The organism is Bradyrhizobium commune (genome assembly GCF_015624505.1).
Taxonomy (GTDB): Bacteria; Pseudomonadota; Alphaproteobacteria; order Rhizobiales; family Xanthobacteraceae; genus Bradyrhizobium; species Bradyrhizobium commune.
On record NZ_CP061379.1, the window covers coordinates 4612087 to 4632476 of the forward strand.

22 protein-coding genes are annotated in these 20390 nt (G+C 64.6%); 5 read left to right on the forward strand and 17 right to left on the reverse strand.

Annotated features, from left to right (window positions below):
* From IC761_RS21840 to IC761_RS21865, 6 genes are all read right to left on the reverse strand, one after another.
* Complete coding sequence (locus tag IC761_RS21840; protein ID WP_195798694.1) at nucleotides 1-684, reverse strand: 4-carboxy-4-hydroxy-2-oxoadipate aldolase/oxaloacetate decarboxylase; 684 nt, start codon at nucleotides 682-684, stop codon at nucleotides 1-3.
* Nucleotides 681-1394, reverse strand: a complete 714-nt coding sequence (locus tag IC761_RS21845; protein WP_195798695.1) for a PIG-L deacetylase family protein — start codon at nucleotides 1392-1394, stop codon at nucleotides 681-683. The genes IC761_RS21840 and IC761_RS21845 overlap by 4 nt, the downstream gene beginning before the upstream one ends.
* Nucleotides 1395-1461: 67 nt before the next feature.
* Nucleotides 1462-2763 (reverse strand): C4-dicarboxylate transporter DctA, encoded by a 1302-nt coding sequence (gene dctA / locus IC761_RS21850; protein WP_195798696.1) that lies wholly within the window; start codon nucleotides 2761-2763, stop codon nucleotides 1462-1464.
* The gene (locus tag IC761_RS21855) at nucleotides 2760-3644 is read right to left on the reverse strand and encodes an amidohydrolase family protein (RefSeq protein WP_195798697.1); all 885 of its coding nucleotides are present in this window, start codon (nucleotides 3642-3644) and stop codon (nucleotides 2760-2762) included. Before IC761_RS21855 ends, dctA begins: the two co-directional genes overlap by 4 nt.
* Nucleotides 3644-4603 carry an amidohydrolase family protein gene (locus IC761_RS21860; RefSeq protein WP_195798698.1) on the reverse strand — a complete coding sequence of 320 codons (960 nt, stop codon included), beginning with the start codon at nucleotides 4601-4603 and terminating at the stop codon, nucleotides 3644-3646. Before IC761_RS21860 ends, IC761_RS21855 begins: the two co-directional genes overlap by 1 nt.
* A gap of 74 nt (nucleotides 4604-4677) precedes the next feature.
* Nucleotides 4678-5385, reverse strand: coding sequence for a TetR/AcrR family transcriptional regulator (locus IC761_RS21865; protein ID WP_195798699.1), 708 nt, complete (start codon nucleotides 5383-5385; stop codon nucleotides 4678-4680).
* A 116-nt stretch (nucleotides 5386-5501) separates the two neighbouring features.
* On the opposite strand from IC761_RS21865, the gene IC761_RS21870 reads away from it, so the two are divergent.
* Both IC761_RS21870 and IC761_RS21875 read left to right on the forward strand, forming a co-directional pair.
* Nucleotides 5502-6479: a tripartite tricarboxylate transporter substrate binding protein gene (locus IC761_RS21870; protein ID WP_195798700.1), complete on the forward strand. Its 978-nt coding sequence runs from the start codon at nucleotides 5502-5504 to the stop codon at nucleotides 6477-6479.
* A gap of 8 nt (nucleotides 6480-6487) precedes the next feature.
* Nucleotides 6488-7288 (forward strand): ABC transporter substrate-binding protein, encoded by an 801-nt coding sequence (locus IC761_RS21875; RefSeq protein ID WP_195798701.1) that lies wholly within the window; start codon nucleotides 6488-6490, stop codon nucleotides 7286-7288.
* On the opposite strand, the gene IC761_RS21880 is transcribed toward IC761_RS21875, so the two are convergent.
* Nucleotides 7285-7584 carry a DUF2218 domain-containing protein gene (locus tag IC761_RS21880; protein WP_195798702.1) on the reverse strand — a complete coding sequence of 100 codons (300 nt, stop codon included), beginning with the start codon at nucleotides 7582-7584 and terminating at the stop codon, nucleotides 7285-7287. The genes IC761_RS21875 and IC761_RS21880 overlap by 4 nt on opposite strands.
* Nucleotides 7585-7781: 197 nt before the next feature.
* Entirely contained in the window at nucleotides 7782-8003 is a 222-nt protein-coding gene (locus IC761_RS21885; RefSeq protein WP_195798703.1) for a hypothetical protein, read from the reverse strand.
* Nucleotides 8004-8215: 212 nt separating this feature from the next.
* Between IC761_RS21885 and IC761_RS21890 the strand changes: the two genes are divergently transcribed.
* Nucleotides 8216-8725, forward strand: a complete 510-nt coding sequence (locus IC761_RS21890; RefSeq protein ID WP_195798704.1) for a MarR family winged helix-turn-helix transcriptional regulator — start codon at nucleotides 8216-8218, stop codon at nucleotides 8723-8725.
* A gap of 3 nt (nucleotides 8726-8728) precedes the next feature.
* Here IC761_RS21890 and IC761_RS21895 read toward each other — a convergent pair whose 3' ends face one another.
* Nucleotides 8729-9874, reverse strand: coding sequence for a mechanosensitive ion channel family protein (locus tag IC761_RS21895; protein WP_195798705.1), 1146 nt, complete (start codon nucleotides 9872-9874; stop codon nucleotides 8729-8731).
* A 125-nt stretch (nucleotides 9875-9999) separates the two neighbouring features.
* On the opposite strand from IC761_RS21895, the gene IC761_RS21900 reads away from it, so the two are divergent.
* On the forward strand, nucleotides 10000-11250 hold the full coding sequence (locus IC761_RS21900) for a DUF763 domain-containing protein (RefSeq protein ID WP_195798706.1): 1251 nt from the start codon (nucleotides 10000-10002) through the stop codon (nucleotides 11248-11250).
* On the opposite strand, the gene IC761_RS21905 is transcribed toward IC761_RS21900, so the two are convergent.
* The 3 genes from IC761_RS21905 to IC761_RS21915 all read right to left on the reverse strand — a co-directional run bounded on the left by IC761_RS21905 (nucleotide 11151) and on the right by IC761_RS21915 (nucleotide 13768).
* The gene (locus IC761_RS21905) at nucleotides 11151-12458 is read right to left on the reverse strand and encodes a cytochrome P450 (protein ID WP_195798707.1); all 1308 of its coding nucleotides are present in this window, start codon (nucleotides 12456-12458) and stop codon (nucleotides 11151-11153) included. The two genes, IC761_RS21900 and IC761_RS21905, sit on opposite strands and share 100 nt — an antisense overlap.
* 103 nt (nucleotides 12459-12561) lie before the next feature.
* On the reverse strand, nucleotides 12562-12888 hold the full coding sequence (locus IC761_RS21910; protein WP_195798708.1) for a hypothetical protein: 327 nt from the start codon (nucleotides 12886-12888) through the stop codon (nucleotides 12562-12564).
* A 106-nt stretch (nucleotides 12889-12994) separates the two neighbouring features.
* The gene (locus IC761_RS21915) at nucleotides 12995-13768 is read right to left on the reverse strand and encodes a ferredoxin--NADP reductase (RefSeq protein WP_195798709.1); all 774 of its coding nucleotides are present in this window, start codon (nucleotides 13766-13768) and stop codon (nucleotides 12995-12997) included.
* Between the two features lie 157 nt (nucleotides 13769-13925).
* Here IC761_RS21915 and IC761_RS21920 point away from each other — a divergent pair, with 157 nt between their 5' ends.
* Nucleotides 13926-15122 carry an amidohydrolase family protein gene (locus IC761_RS21920; protein ID WP_195798710.1) on the forward strand — a complete coding sequence of 399 codons (1197 nt, stop codon included), beginning with the start codon at nucleotides 13926-13928 and terminating at the stop codon, nucleotides 15120-15122.
* A 109-nt stretch (nucleotides 15123-15231) separates the two neighbouring features.
* Here the strand turns inward: IC761_RS21920 and IC761_RS21925 are convergent, their stop codons facing one another.
* From IC761_RS21925 to IC761_RS21945, 5 genes are all read right to left on the reverse strand, one after another.
* The gene (locus IC761_RS21925) at nucleotides 15232-15687 is read right to left on the reverse strand and encodes a MarR family winged helix-turn-helix transcriptional regulator (RefSeq protein WP_195798711.1); all 456 of its coding nucleotides are present in this window, start codon (nucleotides 15685-15687) and stop codon (nucleotides 15232-15234) included.
* Between the two features lie 25 nt (nucleotides 15688-15712).
* The gene (locus IC761_RS21930) at nucleotides 15713-16417 is read right to left on the reverse strand and encodes an ABC transporter ATP-binding protein (protein ID WP_195798712.1); all 705 of its coding nucleotides are present in this window, start codon (nucleotides 16415-16417) and stop codon (nucleotides 15713-15715) included.
* Nucleotides 16414-17205, reverse strand: coding sequence for an ABC transporter ATP-binding protein (locus tag IC761_RS21935; RefSeq protein ID WP_195798713.1), 792 nt, complete (start codon nucleotides 17203-17205; stop codon nucleotides 16414-16416). Before IC761_RS21935 ends, IC761_RS21930 begins: the two co-directional genes overlap by 4 nt.
* Complete coding sequence (locus IC761_RS21940) at nucleotides 17202-19091, reverse strand: ABC transporter permease (RefSeq protein WP_195798714.1); 1890 nt, start codon at nucleotides 19089-19091, stop codon at nucleotides 17202-17204. Before IC761_RS21940 ends, IC761_RS21935 begins: the two co-directional genes overlap by 4 nt.
* Before the next feature lie 67 nt (nucleotides 19092-19158).
* Nucleotides 19159-20361, reverse strand: coding sequence for an ABC transporter substrate-binding protein (locus tag IC761_RS21945; RefSeq protein WP_195798715.1), 1203 nt, complete (start codon nucleotides 20359-20361; stop codon nucleotides 19159-19161).
* Nucleotides 20362-20390 lie beyond the last annotated feature (29 nt).

Below are 20390 nucleotides of genomic sequence, written 5' to 3' on the forward strand. Positions count from 1 at the left end.
TCAGACGTCCTCGGGGTTGTCGACATAGACGAGCCCGGCTTTCGCCAAGGCCTCCCGCATGCTGTACATGTCGAGACCAAGCTCCCCCGATGCCAGCCGCTTGCGCTTGCCGCCTTCATCCGCGTTACGCTTCTTCGCCTTCTCGGCAACCTCGGCGGCGTCGCGCTTCGGCACCACCACGACGCCGTCGTCATCGGCCACGACGATGTCGCCGGGATCGACATTGACGCCGGCGCAGACGACGGGAACGTTGACCGAGCCGAGCGTCGCCTTGACCGTGCCCTTGGCCGAGACGGCGCGCGACCAGACCGGAAAGTTCATCTCGTGCAGCGCTTTGACGTCGCGGCAGCCGGCATCGATGATCAGTCCCTGCACGCCGCGGGCCTGGAGCGAGGTCGCGAGCAATTCGCCGAACATGCCGTCGGTATTGTCGGTGGTGCAGCCAACGACGAGAATGTCGCCTTTCTTGCACTGCTCGACGGCGACATGGATCATCCAGTTATCGCCGGGCTGTGCGAGCACGGTAACGGCGGGACCTGCAATCGACGCACCGGCCCACACCGGCCGCAGATATGGCTTCATCAGGCCGATGCGGCCGTAGGCTTCGTGCACGGTGGAAACGCCGTACTCCGCCATTCCCGCGGGATCGGCACGCTTGATATTGCGAACGACGACGGGCTTCATGCCAATTCCTCCGCAACCGTCGGGAACAGACGCTGATAGGCCTCGCCATAGGTCATGGGCACGCCGGTGTTGCGGCTGCCCTGGATGCCGCGGTTGAGCGCAACACGCTCGTAATAGCCCCAGAGATGCTTTTGCGCCGCGAGGATCTGGAACGCCTCGTACTTCTGCTTCCAGACCTCGTCGATCTTGAGGAGCAGGTCCGGCTTGTAATTGCATTGCTCGGGCTGGTGCGGCTCAAACAAAAACACCGGGGGCGCCGAATATTTGTACTGCGCGCCGGGCTTGTGGCCCATCGCCTGCGCGACCACGCGGGTCTCCTGCGCGAAATGCGCAGCGTTCGGGTGGTCGAAATTGTAGGGGTCTTCCAGCGCATGCGTCAGCACGAAGCTCGGATTGAGCTCGCGGTAGATGTCGACCATGCGGTCGAAATGCGCTTCCGTCAGCTTCAGCGGATAATCGCCGCAGTCGAAGAACTCGATCTCGGCGCCGAGCAGTTTTGCGGCCCGCTCCGCCTCGTCCTTGCGGCCGGCCTTGACCGATTCAAGCGTCGCGCCCTCTTCCTTCCAGGCGAACTGGCTTTCGCCGCGCTCGCCGAAGGACAGGCAGACGATCTTCATGCGATAGCCCTTCTTCGCATGCAGCGCGATGGCGCCGCCGGCGCGCCAGACGAAATCGCCCGGATGGGCCGTGACGACAAGACCTGTTTTCATGGGACAAACTCCCCTCTCTCAGTCGTAAGCATCATAGGCTCCCTGCCTCGTGCAGGAAGCCAATTCGTCAGGCCGCAGCCGTCGCCGGCTCCTCACCGTCGAGCACGCGCTTCAGGCGTTCGCCGTCGAGCGCACCTTCCCATTTGGCGATGGCAATCGTGGCGACCGCGTTCCCGATCAGATTGGTCGGCGTCAACCCCTGCGACATCAGGCGGTGGATGCCGAGCACCAGCGCGACGCTCGTCACCGGAATGGTGCCGGTCGCCGACAGCGTCGCCGCCAGCACGACGAAGGCGGCGCCCGCGATTCCCGCCGCGCCCTTGGAGGTCACGAGCAGGATCAAGAGCAGCTCGACCTGTTCGGCGAGCCCAAACGGCGTGTTGGTCGCCTGCGCCAGGAATACCGAGGCCGCCGCAAGATAAAGACAGGTGCCATCGAGATTGAAGGAATAGCCGGTCGGGATCACCAGCCCGACCACGCTCTTCTCGCAGCCGGCCTTCTCCAGCTTGGTCAGCATCCGCGGCAGCACGGTCTCCGACGAGGTCGTGGCGATGCAGATCAAGAGCTCTTCCCAGATGTAGCGTATCAGCTTGAGCAGCGAGAAGCCGCAGAGCCGCGCGACGGGACCGAGCGCCACGATGATGAAGATGACGCAGGTGAGATAGAAGCCGCCGAGCAGCTTGCCGAGCGAGGCCAGGGAGCCGACGCCGAATTTGCCGACCGTGAACGCAATGGCGCCGAACGCGCCGATCGGCGCTGCCCACATCACGAAGCCGACGACCGCGAACACCATTTTCGCGGCGATATCGATCAGATTGACCAGCGGCGCGGCGCGCTCGCCGAGCTGCACCAGCGCGAAACCGCAGAGCACGGAGATGAACAGCACCTGGAGGATGTTGCCCTCTGCGAATGCGCCGATGAAGGTCGCAGGCACGATGTTCATCAGGAAGGGCACAAAGCCGATCACGGCGGTCTGCTTGACATAGGGCTCGACCGCGCTGGCATTGATGCTGGCGGGATCGATATTCATGCCGGCGCCGGGCTTGAGCACATTGACCGCAACGAGACCGATGATCAGCGCGATCGTGGTCATGATCTCGAAATAGATGATGGCTTTGACGGCGACGCGTCCGACCCGCGCCATGTCCGCCATATGTGCGATGCCGTGCACGACGGTGCAGAAGATGATCGGCGCAATCAGCATCCGGATCGCCTTGATAAAGGCATCGCCGAGCGGCTGCATCTTGGCGCCCGCCTCGGGACTGGCGATCCCAAGCACAACGCCGGCCGCCATGGCGATGAGCACCTGGATCCAGAGCTCCTTCCACCAGGCCCGCCCGCGCGGCTTGTCGATCGCCATCGCGGTCATTGGTCAAATCCAAACAGGCGCGCGGGATTGTCGACCAGGATCTTCTGCTGGAATTCCTGCTCCGGCGCGAACAGCGGGATCAGGTCGACGAGATCGCCGTCGTTCGGCATCGCCTTGACGTTGGGATGCGGCCAGTCGGTGCCCCAGATGATGCGGTCCGGCGCTGTCTCGACGATCTTTCGCGCAAACGGCACGGCGTCGGTAAAGGGCGGACCGGCCGAGGAGACCCGCTCCGAGCCGCAGATCTTGACCCAGCACTTCTCGTCGCGCTGCATCAGCTCGATCAAAATCTTGAATGGAAGCTGGTCGAGCCCGTCGGATGCCTTCACCCGCCCCATATGGTCGATCGTGTAGCTCAGCGGCAGCCTTGTCAGCATGTCGGCATATTCGGGCAGGTCGATCGCATCGAAATGCAGATCGATGTGCCAGCCGAGCGGCGCGACCATCGCGATGATACGGTTGAACACACGCTTGTCGGGCACGCCGCCAAGATGGCGGACGAAATTGAAGCGGCAGCCGCGGAAGCCCCCCTCGTGCAGCACGCGAAGCTCGCGCTCGGTGATGGTGTCGTCGATATTGGCGACCGCGCGATAGGCGCCGTTGCTCTGCGCGATGGCATCGAGTGCCACCGTGTTGTCGGTGCCGTGCACGCTGGCATTGACGATGACGGCGCGTTCCACGCCGAGCTTGGCGTGCAGTGCCCGAAAATCCTCCAGCGGCGCATCGGGCGGCGTGTAGGAGCGATCAGGCGCGTAAGGATATTTCGCGCCGGGCCCGAAAATGTGGCAATGCGCATCGCAGGACAGCTTCGGCAGCTTGAACTTCGGCGTGCGCGTGTTCGGATCGGGCGGCGGAATGGTCGGCGTGTACATCATCGTCATCAGCTGAACTTGAACAGGCGCGCGGGATTGTCGACCAGCAGCTTCTGCTGGACCTTGGCATCGGGCGCATAGAGAGGGATCAGGTCGACGATCTCACCGTCATTCGGCATGAACTTGACATTGGGGTGCGGCCAGTCAGTGCCCCAGATGACGCGATCGGGCGCGTTGTCGATCAGCGCTTTCGCGAACGGCACGGCGTCGTGGAAGGGCTTGCCGGCGGCGGAGGCACGTTCGAGGCCGGTGATCTTGACCCAGCACTTCTCGTCCTTCTTCTGAAGGTCGAGCAATGCGGTGAATCCGGGATCGTCGAGCCCCTTCCCGGCCAGCACCGTGCCCATGTGATCGATCACGTAGGGCGCCGGCAGCGCGGTCAGGATCGGCGCGAATTCGGGGATCGTGCCCGGCTCGAAATAGACATCGATGTGCCAGCCGAGCTCGGCGACGCGGTGCACGATGCGCTGGAACTTGTTCATGTCGCCGACGCCGCCGAGGCGCTTGAGGAAGGCGAAGCGGCAGCCGCAGATGCCGCCCTTGTCGAGCGCCGCCAGCTCCTTCTCGCTCATCTCGTCGCTGACGTTGGCGATGCCCTTGTAGGCGCCCTCACTTTGCGCGATGGCGTCGGTGACGACGCGGTTGTCGGTGCCGTGAACGGTGGCATTCACGATCACGCAGCGCTCGACGCCGATCTTTTCGTGAACGCTGCGGAACGTCTCCAGCGGCGCGTCAGCTGTGTTGTACGGGCGCTTCTCGGAAAAGGGATAGCGGGACGCCGGCCCGAAGATATGGGTGTGGCTGTCGCAGGATTTCGGCGGCAGCTTGAACGACGGCGTCTTGGGATGAGGGTCCGGCGGATCAATCGTCGGCATGGCCTTCGGTTCGGCAGCTTGCGCGCGCGCTTCGGTTGCGAGCGCGGAGCCTGCCAATCCGGTCAAGAGATGCAAGCACTCTCGCCTGTTCATTTCCTCGACACCCCAGTCACATGGTCCGCTTGCGAGCGGAAACGCGAGATCGCGCTTCCCCTCGACGGTTTCTTTCAAGTCTTGCTTGCAACAACCCGCCGGCGTGCCGGCGCGGCCTGGTCCAGCGCCGGCGCCTGGAAGGCGGCGACGGTCGCCTGCACCAGCTGCTCGATCGCGCTGGCAGCATCGCTGCCGTCGGCCTCGCCCCGCGACAGGCGCGAGACGCGGTCCGGCGTCACCAGCGAGTAATAGAGTGCGCCGAGCAGGAAGTGGCTGCGCCAGACGATCTCGTTGCGCGGAATGTGCGGCAGGCTGTCGTGGATCGCGTCGATGAAGGCGTGGCTGGTGTCGTCAAAGGTCTGCGCGATGATTTTTCGCGCGACCTCGTTGCCCTCCGCCGACATCACGGCGCGCAGCCGCGTGAAGCGCGCTCCCCCGCCGGCGAGATCGCTGCCCGAGGTGAAGGCCGGCACCACATAGGCGCGGACGATCGCCTCCAGCCGGTCCTGGAGATCGCGCACGCGCTTGGCGGCGGCAAGCAGCTCCGAACGGCGAAGGTTCATCGGCCCGCAATGCCGCCGGTAGATCTCCAGCAGCAGGCCGTCCTTGGTCTTGAAATGATAGGTGACGCTGCCGGGATTGGCGCCGGCGGCCTGCGCGATATCGCGCACCGAGACGGCGTTGAAGCCGTTGGTGGCGAACAGCTCCTCGGCCGCGGCGAGGATCGCCTCGCGCATGTTCGGCTTGCGGGCCGTTTCCCTGCTGGTGGGCTTGCGTATCATGTGATTTGTACTATCGTACAAAAGATCAGGTCTCGTCAACAAAAACCATGGGCGACATCAGGGGCGGCTGAAAGACCGCCATTGGGATGCGAACGCCCCCAGGGAGTGCTGAGAAAATGCTGGGTTCGAACACGACCATCGGCCGGCTCGCGGTCGGAGCCGGTCTCCTGCTGGCGGCAAGCGCCGCGCAGGCCGAGAACTATCCGAGCAAGCCGGTCCACATCCTCGTGCCTTATGCGGCCGGTGGCGCGGTTGACGTGCTCGCGCGCACGCTCGGCCAGGCGCTGGCCAAGACCTGGGGCCAGCAGCCCGTGGTCGACAACCGGCCCGGCGCCGGCGGCATCGTCGCCTCGCAGGCGCTGACGCAGGCCGCGCCAGACGGCTACACGCTGATCCTGGTCGCGAGCGGCCATCCGCTCAACCAGTTCATCTATCCGAGCGTGCCCTATGACACGTTCAAGGATTTTACCGCGATCAGCGAAGTCGCCTCCTCGCCGCTCGCGATCGTCGTGGCGAAGGATAGCCCCTACAAGTCTCTCGGCGATCTCCTCGCTGCCGCCAAGAAGGAGCCCGACAAGCTCTCCTACGGCATGTCCGGCAACGGCACCTCGGCGCATCTCGCCGGCGAGCTGTTGAAATACATGTCCGGCACCAAGATCGTCGCGATCCCCTACAAGGGTGGCGCGCCGGCGCTGACCGCCGTGATCGCCGGTGAGATTCCGCTCAGCATCAATCCGCTCGCGGAGGCGATCGGCCAGCTCGAAGGCGGCCCGGTGCGCGCGCTCGCGGTGACCTCGGCCGAGCGGTCCAAGGCGTTGCCTGACGTCCCGACCGTCGCCGAATCCGGCGTGCCCGGCTACGACGTCTCGGTCTGGTGGGGCGTGCTCGGCCCGGCCAAGATGCCGCCGGAGATCGTGGCGAAGCTCGAGACCGATCTGAAGGCGGCGTTGCAGGATCCGAACGTGCTGTCGACGCTCGGCAAGATCGGCGCGGCGCCGGTCGGCTCCTCGGCCAAGGACTTTGACGCCTATATGCACGCCGAGGCGACCAAATGGGAGCCGGTGCTGAAGGCCGCAGACATCCGCGCGCAGTGAGGCTCTTCATGCGGATCTCATTTGGCCAAGTTGCGCACACTGCCATCCTCGCCGTCGTTCTGACAGGAGTGTTCGGTGCGCCCGCACGCGCCGACGGTGAAGCAAAGCTGCTGGCGCCGAGCGGCACTTTGCGCGTCGGCATCTATCCGGGCAGCCCGACCTCGATGGTCACAGACGCGGCCGGCAAGCCGCATGGCCTTGCCTATGATCTCGGCGGCGAGCTGGCCAAACGGCTTGGCGTCGGCATCGACTATGTCAGGTTTCAGCGCGTGGCCGACATCGTCACCGCGATCCATGACGACCAGGTCGATTTCACCGTCACCAACGCGACGCCGGCGCGCGCCAACGAGGTCAGCTTCAGCCAGCCCGTGCTGGCGATCGAGCTCGGCTATCTCGTTCCCGCGAACTCGCCGATCGGCAAGATCGAGGATATCGACAGACCCGGTGTGAAGATCGGCGTCACCAAGGGCTCGACCTCCGAGCGTACCCTGCCCGCGAAGTTCAAGAGCGCCACGATCGTTCCCGCCGAAAGCGTCAAGGTCGCCATCGGGATGTTTGGCCGCGGCGAGATCGATCTCTACGCCACCAACAAGCCGACGCTGTTCGAGATGTCCGACCAGATGCCGGGCGCGAAAATTCTCGACGGCAATTGGGGTCTGGAGCACATGTCGATCGCGATCCCGAAGGGACGCGAAAGCGCGCTTTCGCTGCTCAACCAATGGGTGACGGAAGAGCAATCATCTGGCGTGGTGGACACAATCCGGCAGCAGGCCGGCTTACGCGGCGCGGCCAAGGCAAGCGGGCCTTAGCTCGACGCCTGCCCGGCGGGATGCCAGACGATCGCGGGCGGTTCGCGGAAGGCGAAGCGCACGAGATGCCGCTCGACGATGCCCTCGACCTGGACGAGCCGATCGGCGTCCTCGGCTTCGACCTTCAACGTGAGGCGGCCATCCGCCGCCTCCAGCCGGCAGGTCCCGAGCGAGAACGGGATCCTGCCCTGCTCCGGCGTGAACTCGACCGCGAGCTTGTGGGCAAAATGCTTGCAGAGCTGCTGCAGGTAGATGCTGGCCCGCTCTGTGCTGATCTCGGCCACGGAATGATTCATGATGGTGCCCTTTCAGGCGGATGATGTCCGATGCCTGTCTTGCACGGCGATGTAGGCCACGGGTATCTTGCCAGCAAGCTATCCGCCGCTAACGATGCCGTGAGGGATTTCGGACGATGTCGCCGGACGTACAGAATGCTGCTCATAAACGGGCAGGCCGGCGTGCAGGCCGGCCCTCCGTTTCGCAGCTCCTAGACTTACCAGGCGCCCGGCTGCGCCGGCGGACGGGCGACGACAACGCCCGCAGCGGAATTCGTCGCGGTGCCGGCCGGCATGGCCCCGAACGCCTGTCGCGCGGCAGCCTGCCTGGCGGTCTTGGCCGCGGCGGTTGTCTTGGTCTGACCGCTCTCGGCGAAGGCCGCCGGCGCGGCAAGGATCGCCGCCGCAGTCAAGGTCAGCGTCAGATATCGCTTGATCATGTCGTGCTCCAGTTTGGCAAAGCTCTCCCGTTCGCGCGTTGCCTTGCAGCGCGCGGCGGGCTGATTTCCAGATTCTCACCGGCCGGCGGCAGCCGGTCGGTTATCTTTCTAGAAAGATATATCGCAGATATCTTTCTGGCAAGACATCTACCGATGAACTCTTCGTAAGATGAACGCTTCGTAAGATGAACGCTTCGTAAGGAGGCTGGCCGATGACCGAACCGCGCTATCCCGCGGACAAGCTGCTCGCCATCCGGAAGAAGCATTGGCCGGAATCGGTCACCTCCGTCGGTGAGCTGATCGTGCGTGTGTATCGGCTCAACAGCCTGATGCAGGACAGCGTGGCCCAGCGGATCGCCGCCCACGACCTCTCGTTCATGGAGTTCGAGGTGCTGATCACGCTGCGCGGCGTCGCCCCGCCCTATGAGATGATCCCGACGGAGCTCTATCCGGCAATCCTGATTTCATCGGGCGGGCTCACCAAAGTGCTCAATTCCTTGCAGGAGCGCGGTCTGATCACACGGGCCGAGGATGCAGCCGACAAGCGCAGCAAGCCGGTGCGCTTGACCGCCAAAGGACGGACACTCGCCGAGCGCGTCATGGCGGAGGTGCTGGACTCCGGCGAGAAGATGATCCTCGGCGGGCTTTCGGAAGCCGAGGTCGAGCGCGCCACGCGGCTGCTGCACAAGCTGCTGACGACGCTGGAGCCAGCGCGCGACTAGGATTCAATTGCGCGCGTTAGCCCGCATCTTCTCGGGCACAGCGGCTCGCTGAAGGAAATCGGCGTCATCGCCGCCTCCCGACGGAATCAGGATGGCGCGCTCGCGCGGCAGGGCTTCCGGCATCTCGTCGCGAATGAAGGCGATCAGCCTCTCCCGCATCTCGCAACGCAGGTCCCAGGATTGCGGCGCATTGCGTGCGCTGACCAGCGCGCGAAGCTCGATGGTGCGTGAATCCGCGTCGATCACCTGGAGATTGACCACCGCGCCGTCCCACAGCTTCGAGTCCTTCACCGCCTCCTCCAGCCAGCGCCGGATGCGCGGGACGTCGGCGCGATAATCGACATGGAGCGCGATCACCCCGATCAGCGAAGCCGTGTCACGCGTCCAGTTCTGGAACGGCTTTTCGATGAAATAGGACAACGGCACCACCATGCGGCGCCAGTCCCACAGCCGGATCACCACATAGGTCGAGGCAATGTCCTCGACCCAGCCCCACTCGTTCTCGATGATGACCGCATCCTCGATCCGGATCGGCTGGGTGATGGCGATCTGCACACCGGCGATCAGATTGCTGAGCAACGGCCGCGCGGCAAGACCGACGATGATACCGGCGGCACCGGCGGAGGCGAACAGGCTGACGCCATATTGCCTCACCGAATCGAACGTCATCAGCGCGGTCGAGACCGTGATGACGACGATGATGGTGTCGGTCACGCGCTTGAACACCCGCACCTGGGTGACGTGCTTACGCGCGATGAAATTCTCGGTGACGTCGCGAAAATTCTGCAAGTACCGCGCCGCGCTCATGTCGACGATCCGGATCGAGATCCAGCCGATCAAAGCGATGAAGGCGACCACGAACAGGCTCGTCAGCGGCGTGCGGAACGCGTCATCGAGCGGTGCAAGCGGCAAAACCAGCGCGACAGCTGCAAGGCACAGCGCCAGCTGGGCTGGCCCGGACGTGCGCTCGATGAACACGCTCATGAGCGGGAGCCGGGTTCCGAAGGTCCGGTTGAGCAGCCAGACCGCGAGCCGATAAAGCGACAGAGCAAGCAACATCGCGCCTGCGACGAGGCAAAGACCGATGAACCATGACGGTATCCATCCGAACATTTTTTCGATGTCGGTCATTACACTCTGCCGATTCATTTCAAGTCCCCGGAATTGCATTCGCTTCTCGCCAACGCATTGCAGCAGGCTTCGCTCCCCCGCCTCGTGCAATGCAGCATTCCTCTGGTGCAACCGTCGCCGAATTGCGCTATTTTGAGACAACGATGACCAGACGTACCGGCAGCGCCGATCTTCCTCTCCACACCGGACGGGTTCCGCCGTGGCTCGCGAGCCGCATGGCGTCACTCGGCGCAATCGTGACGCAAGCGATCGTGCTTCATTACGGCCGCGATGCGTTCCTCCAGCGGCTGTCGCATCCATTCTGGTTCCAGTCGTTCGGCGCGGTGATGGGGATGGACTGGCACTCATCCGGCATCACCACCTCTGTGATCGGTGCGCTGAAGCGCGGGCTTGGTCCGCTCCAGGACGAGCTCGGCATCTATGTCTGCGGCGGGCGCGGTCAGCATTCGCGCAAGACGCCTGACGAATTGCTGCAGCTCGGCAATCGCGTCGGTTTTGACGGAGCGAAACTTACGCGTGCCAGCCGCCTGGTGGCGAAAGTGGATAGCGCGGCCGTGCAGGACGGTTTTGACCTCTATCTCCACGGCTTCTTCGTCACCGCCGATGCGAAGTGGACGGTGGTGCAGCAGGGCATGAACGGCGACAAGCGGCAGGCGCGCCGCTATCACTGGCATTCCGAGGCGTTGAAGAGCTTTGTCGACGCGCCGCACAGTGCGATTGACGGCCCCGAACAGGGCGAAATCGTCAATCTCACCGACCATCGCGCCGACACCTCGCGCACCGTGCAGCTTGAGCTGCTGACGGATCTCGGCCCCGACCGCATCGTGTCGGAGTTCGAACGGCTCAACGGCACTGCGCCCGAGCCGGCGCAAGCGATGCTGCCGCATCTGATCATGCCCGCGCATCACGATGTGCGACCGAAGGACGTGTTCGCGCGCCGCCTGCACGGCACATTGGCCGCGGCGGCTGAGCGTGGCCCGGTCGACTTCCCGGAGCTGTTGCTGACGCCGGGAGTCGGCGCACGCACCGTGCGCTCGCTTGCGATGGTCGCCGAGGTCGTGCACGGCGCGCCCTACCGCTTCAAGGATCCCGCGCGATTCTCGCTCGCCCATGGCGGCAAGGACCGGCATCCCTACCCCGTTCCGATCAAGGTCTATGACGAGACCATCCGCGTGCTGAAAGGCGCGATCCAGAGCGCCAGGCTCGGGCGTGAGGAAGAGATGCAGGCGATCAAGCGCCTCGACGACCAGGCGCGCCGACTGGAACGCACCGCACGCGGGCCATCGGTCGAGGCCTATATCGCAGGCGAGCGCGCGGCCTCACCAGAACTCGATGGCCGATCCGTGTTCGGCTGGGAGCGCGACATCCTCGCGTCGCGGAAATCGACGGGCTGACGATCAGCGACGATGACCGGCAGTCTGGCAATGGCACGGAGGCCTGGCCGCTTGCGCCAATGAATCTCGGAAGGATCGACGGCAAGACCGAGTTTCGGCCAGCGCACAAACAGCGCCTCCAGCGCGCAAGCCGCCTCAATCCGCGCAAGCTGATGGCCGAGGCGGAAATGGATTCCCGTGCCGAACGAGATGTGGCGGTTGGGCTTGCGTTCGAGATCGAGCCGATCCGGCTCGTCGTGCACCGCCGGATCGACGTTCGCCGCGGCCAGCATCACCATGACGCGATCGCCCTTGTTCAGGCGCACGCCCCCCAGCTCGACATCGCGCCGCACATAGCGCGGCTTCGAAAACTGCACCGGTGAGACGAAGCGCAAAAATTCCTCGACGGCGAGCCCGGCGCGACTCCAGTCCTCTTCCAGCCAATCGCGCAAGCCGGGATTCCTGAGCAGCTCGTAGACCGATCCGCTGATGAGATGCGTGGTGGTCTCCGAGCCGGCTGCGAGCAGCAGGAATACCATCGACACCATCTCGTCCGGCGTGATCTGGCCGCCCTCGCGCTCGACCTGGACCAGCTCGGCGATCAGGCCCTCGCCGCCCTGCACACGCGCGATCTGCAATTGCTGCTCGAGATAGGCCCGCATCTTGCGGAAGGCAAACATCAGGCGGAAGAAGCTCACCACATTCGTCAGCGAGGACATCGCGTTGGCCCAGGCGATAAAGCGGGGCCGGTCGGCATGCGGCAGACCCAGCAGCTCCGAGATCACCGAGAGCGGAAGGATGCGCGCGTAACCCTGAACGAGATCGGCCGGGCTTCCCGTCGCGAACAGCTCATCTGCGAGCGCGTCGGCAATGGCGCGAATGCGCGGTTCCATCGCGACGATGGCGCGGCGGCGAAAGGCTTCGTCGACGATGCTGCGCAGCCTCGTGTGGTCCGGCTCGTCCATCGTCAGCATGTTGTTGGCGATGGTCCTGACCAGTCTCGGCATCCACCAGCGCAGGCCAGCGACGTCGCCGTCCTCCTTGCGCAGCGTGAACGTCGCGCCGTCCTTCAGCACCTGGGCGGCGGCATCGTGCGTCGTGGTGATCCAGACGTCGCCGACCAGCGGAAAACGCGCCGCGACCACGGGCCCGGACGCGCGTAGCGTCGCGATCGCCTTGGGCGGATCGCGGAAGAAGGCCTCGCTGGTGAAATCGAGGCGCGGTGCCATGGGATCACCGGATTGGTTGGTGGCGCCTCAAGCAGATGGTGCGCGCGGGCCGGCGCGCAAGGGCTGGAACCGGCCAGCCGGCACAAACGAACTGGCGACAGGCCTAGCCACGTCCGGACGAGCGCTGGCCGGTCTTGCGCTGCTGCTGATTGGTGTAGGCGTCCCAATGGCTCCAGCTGCCATTGCTGAGGCTTTGCAAATCGGTGCCGAGCGGCCGGCGCGTGCGCCTGTCGTGATCGGCAATCGCGCGCTCGGACTGCGCGATCTTGCGCTTGAGGTCCGCGGTCGCCTTCTGGGTCTGGCCGTTCCGCTTCGACGACGCGATCTCGCCCATCGTAAAGCGCGCGGTCTCGAGCACCTTCAACTCGGCGCGATTCTTCTTCAACTGAACCCGGTGCCAGGCGATGTTGCTGTCGCTGTCCGCAACCATGTGGGAACTCCGCTGATTCGCGCCCACAGTGTATCGCGCGCCGAATCGGCGCCGCAACGCCCACGCGGCGGCGAAAATGCGGTCTTAATGCGCAGGGATCTCGCTTCTAGCGCTCGGCAAACGCCTTTTCGACCACGAACTGGGCCGGCTCGCCGTGATTGCCCTCGACGAAGCCGCGCTCGCCCAGCAGCACGCGGGTGTCCGCCACCAGCGCCGGGCTGCCGCAGATCATGACGCGGTCATGGGCCGCTTCGAGCGCTGGCAGGCCGATGTCGGCGAACAGCTTGCCTGAGGTGATGAGGTCGGTGATGCGGCCGCGGTTGCGGAAGGGATCGCGCGTCACGGTCGGGTAGTAGATTAGCTGGTTCTGGATGTACTCGCCGAGCATCTCGTCCTTCGGCAGGTGCTCGGTGATCATCTCGCCATAGGCGAGCTCCTTGACGTGCCGGCAGCCATGCAGCAGCACGACCTTCTCGAACCGCTCATAGGTCTCGGGATCCTTGATCACGCTCAGGAACGGCGCCAGCCCCGTGCCGGTGCCGATCAGATAGAGATTGCGACCGTCCTCCAGATTGTCGATCACCAGTGTGCCGGTGGCCTTGCGGCTGACGATGATCTCGTCGCCTTCCTTCAGATGCTGGAGGCGCGAGGTGAGCGGGCCGTCCGGCACCTTGATCGAGAAGAACTCGAGGGTGTCCTCGTAATTGGCGCTGGCAACGCTGTAGGCCCGCAGCAGCGGCTTCTCTCCCACCTTGAGCCCGATCATGGTGAATTCGCCGTTGCGGAAGCGGAAGGTCGGGCTGCGGGTGGTCTTGAAGGAAAACAGCGTATCGGTCCAATGGTGGACGCTCAAAACGCTTTCCTGATTGAAATTGCTCATCTCACCCTTCCCTGTCGCTTGCTTGCGGTTCCGAGGCGGTCAGCTATGCATCATTAGTACACGATCATTCGTATACTAATGAATAATCCGGCTTGATCCCGCGGTCAAGGCTGCCCAAGATCGACAGCGTTGCAGTTAAGGACAAGGACCCCCTTCCATGGCGCATGACGCACCCCAGGCCACCGGACCCTCGAAGCTCGTGATCCGCAATATCGGCCTGATCCTGTCGGGCGCGCTGGAAAAGCCGATCCTGGACGGCGACACCATCGTCGCCGAGAATGGCAAGATCACCGCGATCGGCCGTTTCAAGGATCTCGACACCGAAGGCGCGACCACCATCGTCGATGCCAACGGCACCACGGTCACCCCCGGCCTGATCGACAGCCACGTCCACCCCGTCGCCGGCGACTGGACGCCGCGCCAGAACCAGATCAACTGGATCGACAGCTCCCTCCATGGCGGCATTACCACCATGATCTCGGCCGGCGAAGTGCACATGCCCGGCCGCCCCCGCGACGTCGTGGGTCTGAAGGCGATGGCAATCTTCGCGCAGCGCGCGTTCTGGACATTGCGTCCGGGTGGCGTGAAGGTTCACGCCGGCGCGCCGGTGATCGAATGCGAGATGGTCGAGGAGGACTTCAAGGAGCTGGCTGCGGCCGGCGTCAAGCTGCTCGGCGAGGTCGGCTTGGGCGGCGTCAAGGACGGACCGACCGCGCGCAAGATGGTGGGCTGGGCGCGCAAATACGGCATCCAGAGCACGATCCACACCGGCGGTCCCTCGATCCCCGGCTCCGGCCTGATCGACAAGGACGTGGTGCTGGAGGCCGACACCGACGTGGTCGGCCACATCAATGGTGGCCACACGGCGCTGCCCGACGACCAGATCCGCTGCATCTGCGAGGGCTGCAAGCGCGGGCTCGAGATCGTCCATAACGGCAATGAGCGCTCGGCGCTCTACACCCTGCGCATCGCGCGCGAAATGGGCGACCTGCACCGCGTCATCCTGGGCACCGACGGGCCGGCCGGCTCCGGCGTGCAGCCGCTTGGCATTTTGCGCATGGTCTCGATGCTGTCCTCGCTCGGCGAGTTGCCGGCCGAGATCGCATTTTGTCTGGCCACCGGCAACACCGCGCGGATGCGCGCGCTCGATTGCGGCCTGATCGAGGTTGGCCGCGCCGCCGATTTCGTTCTCATGGACAAGGCGCAGCACTCGCCCGGCAAGAACATCCTGGACAGCGTCCAGCTCGGCGACCTCCCCGGCATCGGCATGACCATCATCGACGGCATCGTGCGCACCCAGCGCAGCCGGAATACGCCACCGGCCGGCAAGGTGCCGGAGGTGGTGGCGAAGTAGGCGCGGGAAAACGGTGCCGTAGGGTGGGCAAAGCGAAGCGCGCCCACCGTTGCTCCCTGACGAAAGATGGTGGGCGCGGCGCAAACGCGCCTTTGCCCACCCCACGAGATCACCTCAGCTTATTGAGAAGCCCCATCAGCGTCTCGCGCTCTTTCGCATCAAGCGGCGCGAGAGTCTCCCGCGTAATCGCGAGTGCATTTGATGCGAGCTTTTCCGCAAGCTGCTGCCCGGCGCGCGTCAGGCTCACCAGCAGGCGCCGGCCATCCTCCGGATCCTGGCTGGTCTCGGTCAGGCCGCGCGCCGTCAGGCGGTCGATCACGCCCTTGATGGTCGCGACATCCATCGCCGTCAGCCGCCCAAGCTGGTTCTGCGAGCATGCCCCCGTCTCGGCGAGCTTCGACAGAGCCGCCCATTGCGTCGGCGTCAGATTGGTGCCGATGTCGCGTGAGAAGATCGCGCTGTGACGCTGCCAGACCTGGCGCAGGATGAAGCCGACCTGCTCGTCGAGCACGTATGGCGGTTTCGCCGGTTTGACACCCTTCTTCGCCGTGACGCTTCTCGCCATCCGCTCGCAGCCCTTCCCTTTGCCCTCACAAGGACAGATGCGCGTCGCGGATATCCGGACGCGCGTCGAGCTCGGCCATGGTGCCGCCGAAGCAGATGCGGCCGCGCTCGATGATGTAGGCGCGATCGGAGATCAACCGCGCGAAGTGCAGATTCTGCTCGGAAACGACGATGCTCACGCCCTCCTTCTTCATGGTCAGGATGGCATCGACCATCTGCTCCACGATTTTGGGCGACAGGCCTTCGGAGGGTTCGTCCAGCAGCACCAGCGACGGATTGCCCATCAGCGTGCGCGCGATCGTGAGCATCTGCTGCTCGCCGCCGCTCATGCGCCCGCCCGGGCGGTTCTTCATCTCGCCCAAGTTCGGAAACAGCGTGAACAGCTTCTCGCGGGTCCAGTACGGCGCATTCGGCCGCTTCGGCTGACGGCCGACTTCGAGATTCTCCTCCACCGTCAGATCGGTGAAGATGCGCCGCTCTTCCGGCACATAGCCAAGCCCCTCGCGCACGATCTCGTGCGTCGGCTTGGCCGAGACGTCATTGCCCTCGAACATGATGCGGCCGGAGCGCTGCGCCACGAGGCCGACGATCGAGCGGAAGGTCGTCGACTTGCCGGCGCCGTTGCGACCGAGCAGCGCCACCACCTCGCCCTCGCCGACCTCGAAACCGATGTCGAACAGGATATGCGCCGGGCCGTAATGGCTGTTGAGGTCCTGCACCGTGAGCTTCATGCCGAGGCCCCCTGGCGATGCCCGCCCTCGTAAAGCAGGCCCTCGCCGAGATAGATCGCCTGCACCTGCGGATTGCCGCGCACCTCGGCCGGCGAGCCTTCGGCGATCAGCGTGCCGCGGTTGAGCACGATGATGCGGTCGGCGTGCTCGAACACCACATCCATGTCGTGCTCGGTGAAGAGCACACCGATCGACTTTTCCCGCGCGATTCGCGCGGTGAGCCGCATCAGCTCGACGCGCTCGCGCGGCGCCATGCCGGCGGTCGGCTCGTCCATCAGCAGGAGCTTTGGCTCGTTGGCGAGCGCCACTGCAAGCTCAAGCCGCTTGAGATCGCCATAGGCGAGCTCGCCGCAGGGGCGATCCGCATAGCCTCCCATGCCGACGAGCTCGAGCAGCCGGCCAGCCTCGCCGCGATCGAAATTCGGCGCTGAGCCCCAGAGATTGAACAACTGCTTTTCATGCGAGATCAAAGCGACCTGCACGTTCTCGCGCACGGTCATGGTTGCGAACGTCGCGGTGATCTGGAAGGTGCGACCGACGCCCAGCCGCCAGATCTCGCGCGGCTTCTTGCCGGTGGTTTCTTCGCCAAGCAGGCGGACGTGGCCGGTATCAGGCTTGTTCTGGCCGTTGAGCATGTCGAAACAGGTGCTCTTGCCTGCGCCGTTCGGTCCAATCAGCGCCAAAATCTCACCGGCGCGTAGCGAGAACGAGACGCCGCGCACGGCATGGATGCCGCCATAGGATTTGGTCAGGCCTTCGACCGCGAGAAGTGGGGGTGCGACGCTCATTCGGCGGACTCGATCGGCTTGGCCAACAGAGATGATCCCGGCGGCGAGGACTTCCTGCGGCGCTGCGCCAGTAGCTCCAGCATGCCGACGATGCCCTTGGGGAAGACGACGACGATCAGCACGATGAAGCCGCCGAGCACGAGCTTTGACAGATCGGTCTGGCTGACAAGCCAGATGTTCAAAGCCTTGTAGACGATCGCACCGATCACCGCGCCCGACACAGTCTCGACGCCGCCGAGCAGCACCATGACCAGCGCATCGACCGAGAGCGAGATGCCGAGATTGTCCGGGAAGACGCTGCCCTTAAGGTAGGCAAACAGCGCGCCGCCAATGCCGGCGGCCGTTCCCGCGATCACGAAGGCCGTCCACTGAATGCGCTTGGCGTTGATGCCGACCGCCTCACTGCGGAGAAGCGAATCCCTCGTGGCACGCAGCGCGTAGCCGAACGGCGAGAACACCGCGATCCGCAAGGCGATCGTCACCAGCGCCGCGACGCCCAGCGCCAGCCAGTAGAAATGCGAGGGGCTCGCCGCCCACTTCTCGGGCCAGACGCCCAGAATGCCGTTGTCACCGCCGGTCACGCTCACCCACTGGAACGCGATCGACCACACGATCTGCGCGAAGGCGAGCGTCAGCATCGCGAAATAGACGCCGGAAAGCTGCACCGCGAAGAAGCCGAACACGGCCGCACCCATGCAGCCAAGCAGCGGCCCGAGCAGCAGGCAGACGATCATCGGCAGCCCCGCCATCTTGGCGAGGAAGGCGATGCCATAGGCGCCGAGCCCGAAATAGGCGGCATGGCCGAACGACGCGAGGCCGCCGACCGACATCAGGAAATGCAAGGAGACGGCGAAGATCACGAAGATCGCGATCTCCGAGCCGACGGTCAGCGCATAATTGCCGGCGAACAGCGGCAGCGTTGCCGCGAGGACGAGCGCCGCCAGCGCGGCCAGCCGCTCGTTCGACGTCAACGGTCGCCACGGATTGACGGTGAGACCCGGCGTCTTGCGCGCCGGCGCCTCGGCCTTGCCGAACAGGCCCCAAGGCCGGACGATCAGCACCACCGCCATCACCAGGAAGACCAGAATGATCGAGATTTTTGGAAAGATCAGGATGCCGAAGGCGTTGAGCTCGGACACCAGCACGGCTGCAACGAACGCGCCGACGATGCTGCCCAGCCCACCGATCACGACCACGACGAACACGTCAACGATGATCCGCAGATCCATGGCATGATGCACGGCATCGCGCGGGATCTGCAGCGCACCGCCGAGGGCTGCGAGGAAGACGCCGACGGCGAACACGCTCGTGAACAGCCATTTCTGGTTGACGCCGAGCGCTGCGACCATGTCGCGGTCCTGGGTCGCCGCGCGCACCAGCACGCCCCAGCGCGTGCGCTGGAACAAGAGCCAGAGAATGCCGAGCACGACCGGGCTGAGCACGATCAGGAACAAATCGTAGCTCGGGATGTTCTGGCCGAAGAAATCGATCGCGCCCTTGAAGCCCGGCGCGCGGCGGCCGACGAGATCGTCAGGCCCCCAGATCAGCACCACGAGATCCTCGACCATCAAGGTCAGGCCGAAAGTCGCGAGCAGCTGGAACAGTTCCGGCGCGTGGTAGATCCGCCGGAGCAGCACCATCTCGACCAGCACGCCGATCAGCGCCACCGCAATCGCCGCCAGCACGATCGCGCCCCAGAAGCCGAAGGCGCCCGCGAGGTGCTCCGTCAGCGTGAAGGCGATGTAGGCGCCGATCATGTAGAAGGCGCCGTGCGCGAAATTCACGATCCTAGTCACGCCGAAGATGATCGACAGGCCCGAGGCCACCAGGAACAGCGACGCTGCGCTGGCGAGACCGGTCAGAAACTGTACGACGTAAAAGGCCATCGGCGGTCCGGGTTGGTGTTCAGATCACCTCTCCCCGCGAGCGGGGAGAGGGAGAGATAAAGAGAGATCAATCCTTCGGGCGCATCTTCTCGACTTCGGCGTCGCTCGGCAGATAGTCCGAGCCCTTCTTGTAGGACGAATCTACCATCACGCCCTTGCCGTCCTTGAGCGCAGTCTTGCCGACATAGGCACCGAGCGTCGACTGGTGGTCGATCTTGCGGAAGGTGATCTCGCCGAGCGGCGAGCCGACCGACAGCCCTTCAGCCGCCGCGATCAGCTTCTCCGGATCGGTCGAGCCGGCTTTTGCGAGAATCGCAGCCGCCGACTTGATGGTCTGGTAGCCGACGATCGAGCCGAGACGCGGATAATCGTTGTACTTGGCCTGATAGGCCTTCAGGAACGCGTCGTGCTCGGGAGTCTTGATCGAGTACCAGGGATAGCCGGTGACGATCCACCCCTCCGGCGTCTCCTCCTTGAGCGGATCGAGATATTCAGGCTCGCCGGTCAGAAACGACACGACCTCACGCCCCTTGAACAGGCCGCGGGTGTTGCCTTCGCGCACGAGCTTGACGAGGTCGGCGCCGAAGGTGACGTTGAGGATCGCCTCGGGATTGGCTGCGGCAACGGCCTGTACCACCGGACCGGCGTCGATCTTGCCCTGCGGCGGCCACTGCTCGTCGACCCACTGGATGTCGGGACGCTTCTCCGACATCAGCTTCTTGAACACGGCAACCGCCGACTGGCCGTATTCGTAGTTCGGCGCGATCGTCGCCCAGCGCTTTGCCGGCAGCTTGGCCGCGGCCTCGACCAGCATCGCGGCCTGCATGTAGTTGGAGGGGCGCAGGCGGAAGGTGTACTTGTTGCCCTTCGACCAGGTGACGGCGTCCGTCAGCGGCTCGGCCGCGAGGAAAAACACCTTCTTCTGGTTGGCGAAGTCAGAGACCGCAAGACCGATGTTCGACAGGAACGTGCCCGTCAGCATCGCGACGCCCTCGCTGGAAACGAGCTCGTTGGCCGCGGTCTGCGCATCCGCCGGCTTGCCGCCGTCGTCCTTGGAAATCACAACGAGCTTCTTGCCGTTGATGCCACCCGCCGCATTGATCTCTTCAACCGCGAGCTGCCAGCCCTTGCGATAGGGCTCGGTGAAGGCCGGCAGCAGCGAGTAGCTGTTGATCTCGCCGATCTTGATCTCCTGCGCCATGGCCGAATGGGCCATGCCGCCCGCCAGAAGCGCGAACGCCGCGCCGACGAAGTAATTTCTTGCTCGCATCCCAACCTCCAGTTTTGAACTCTGTAGCG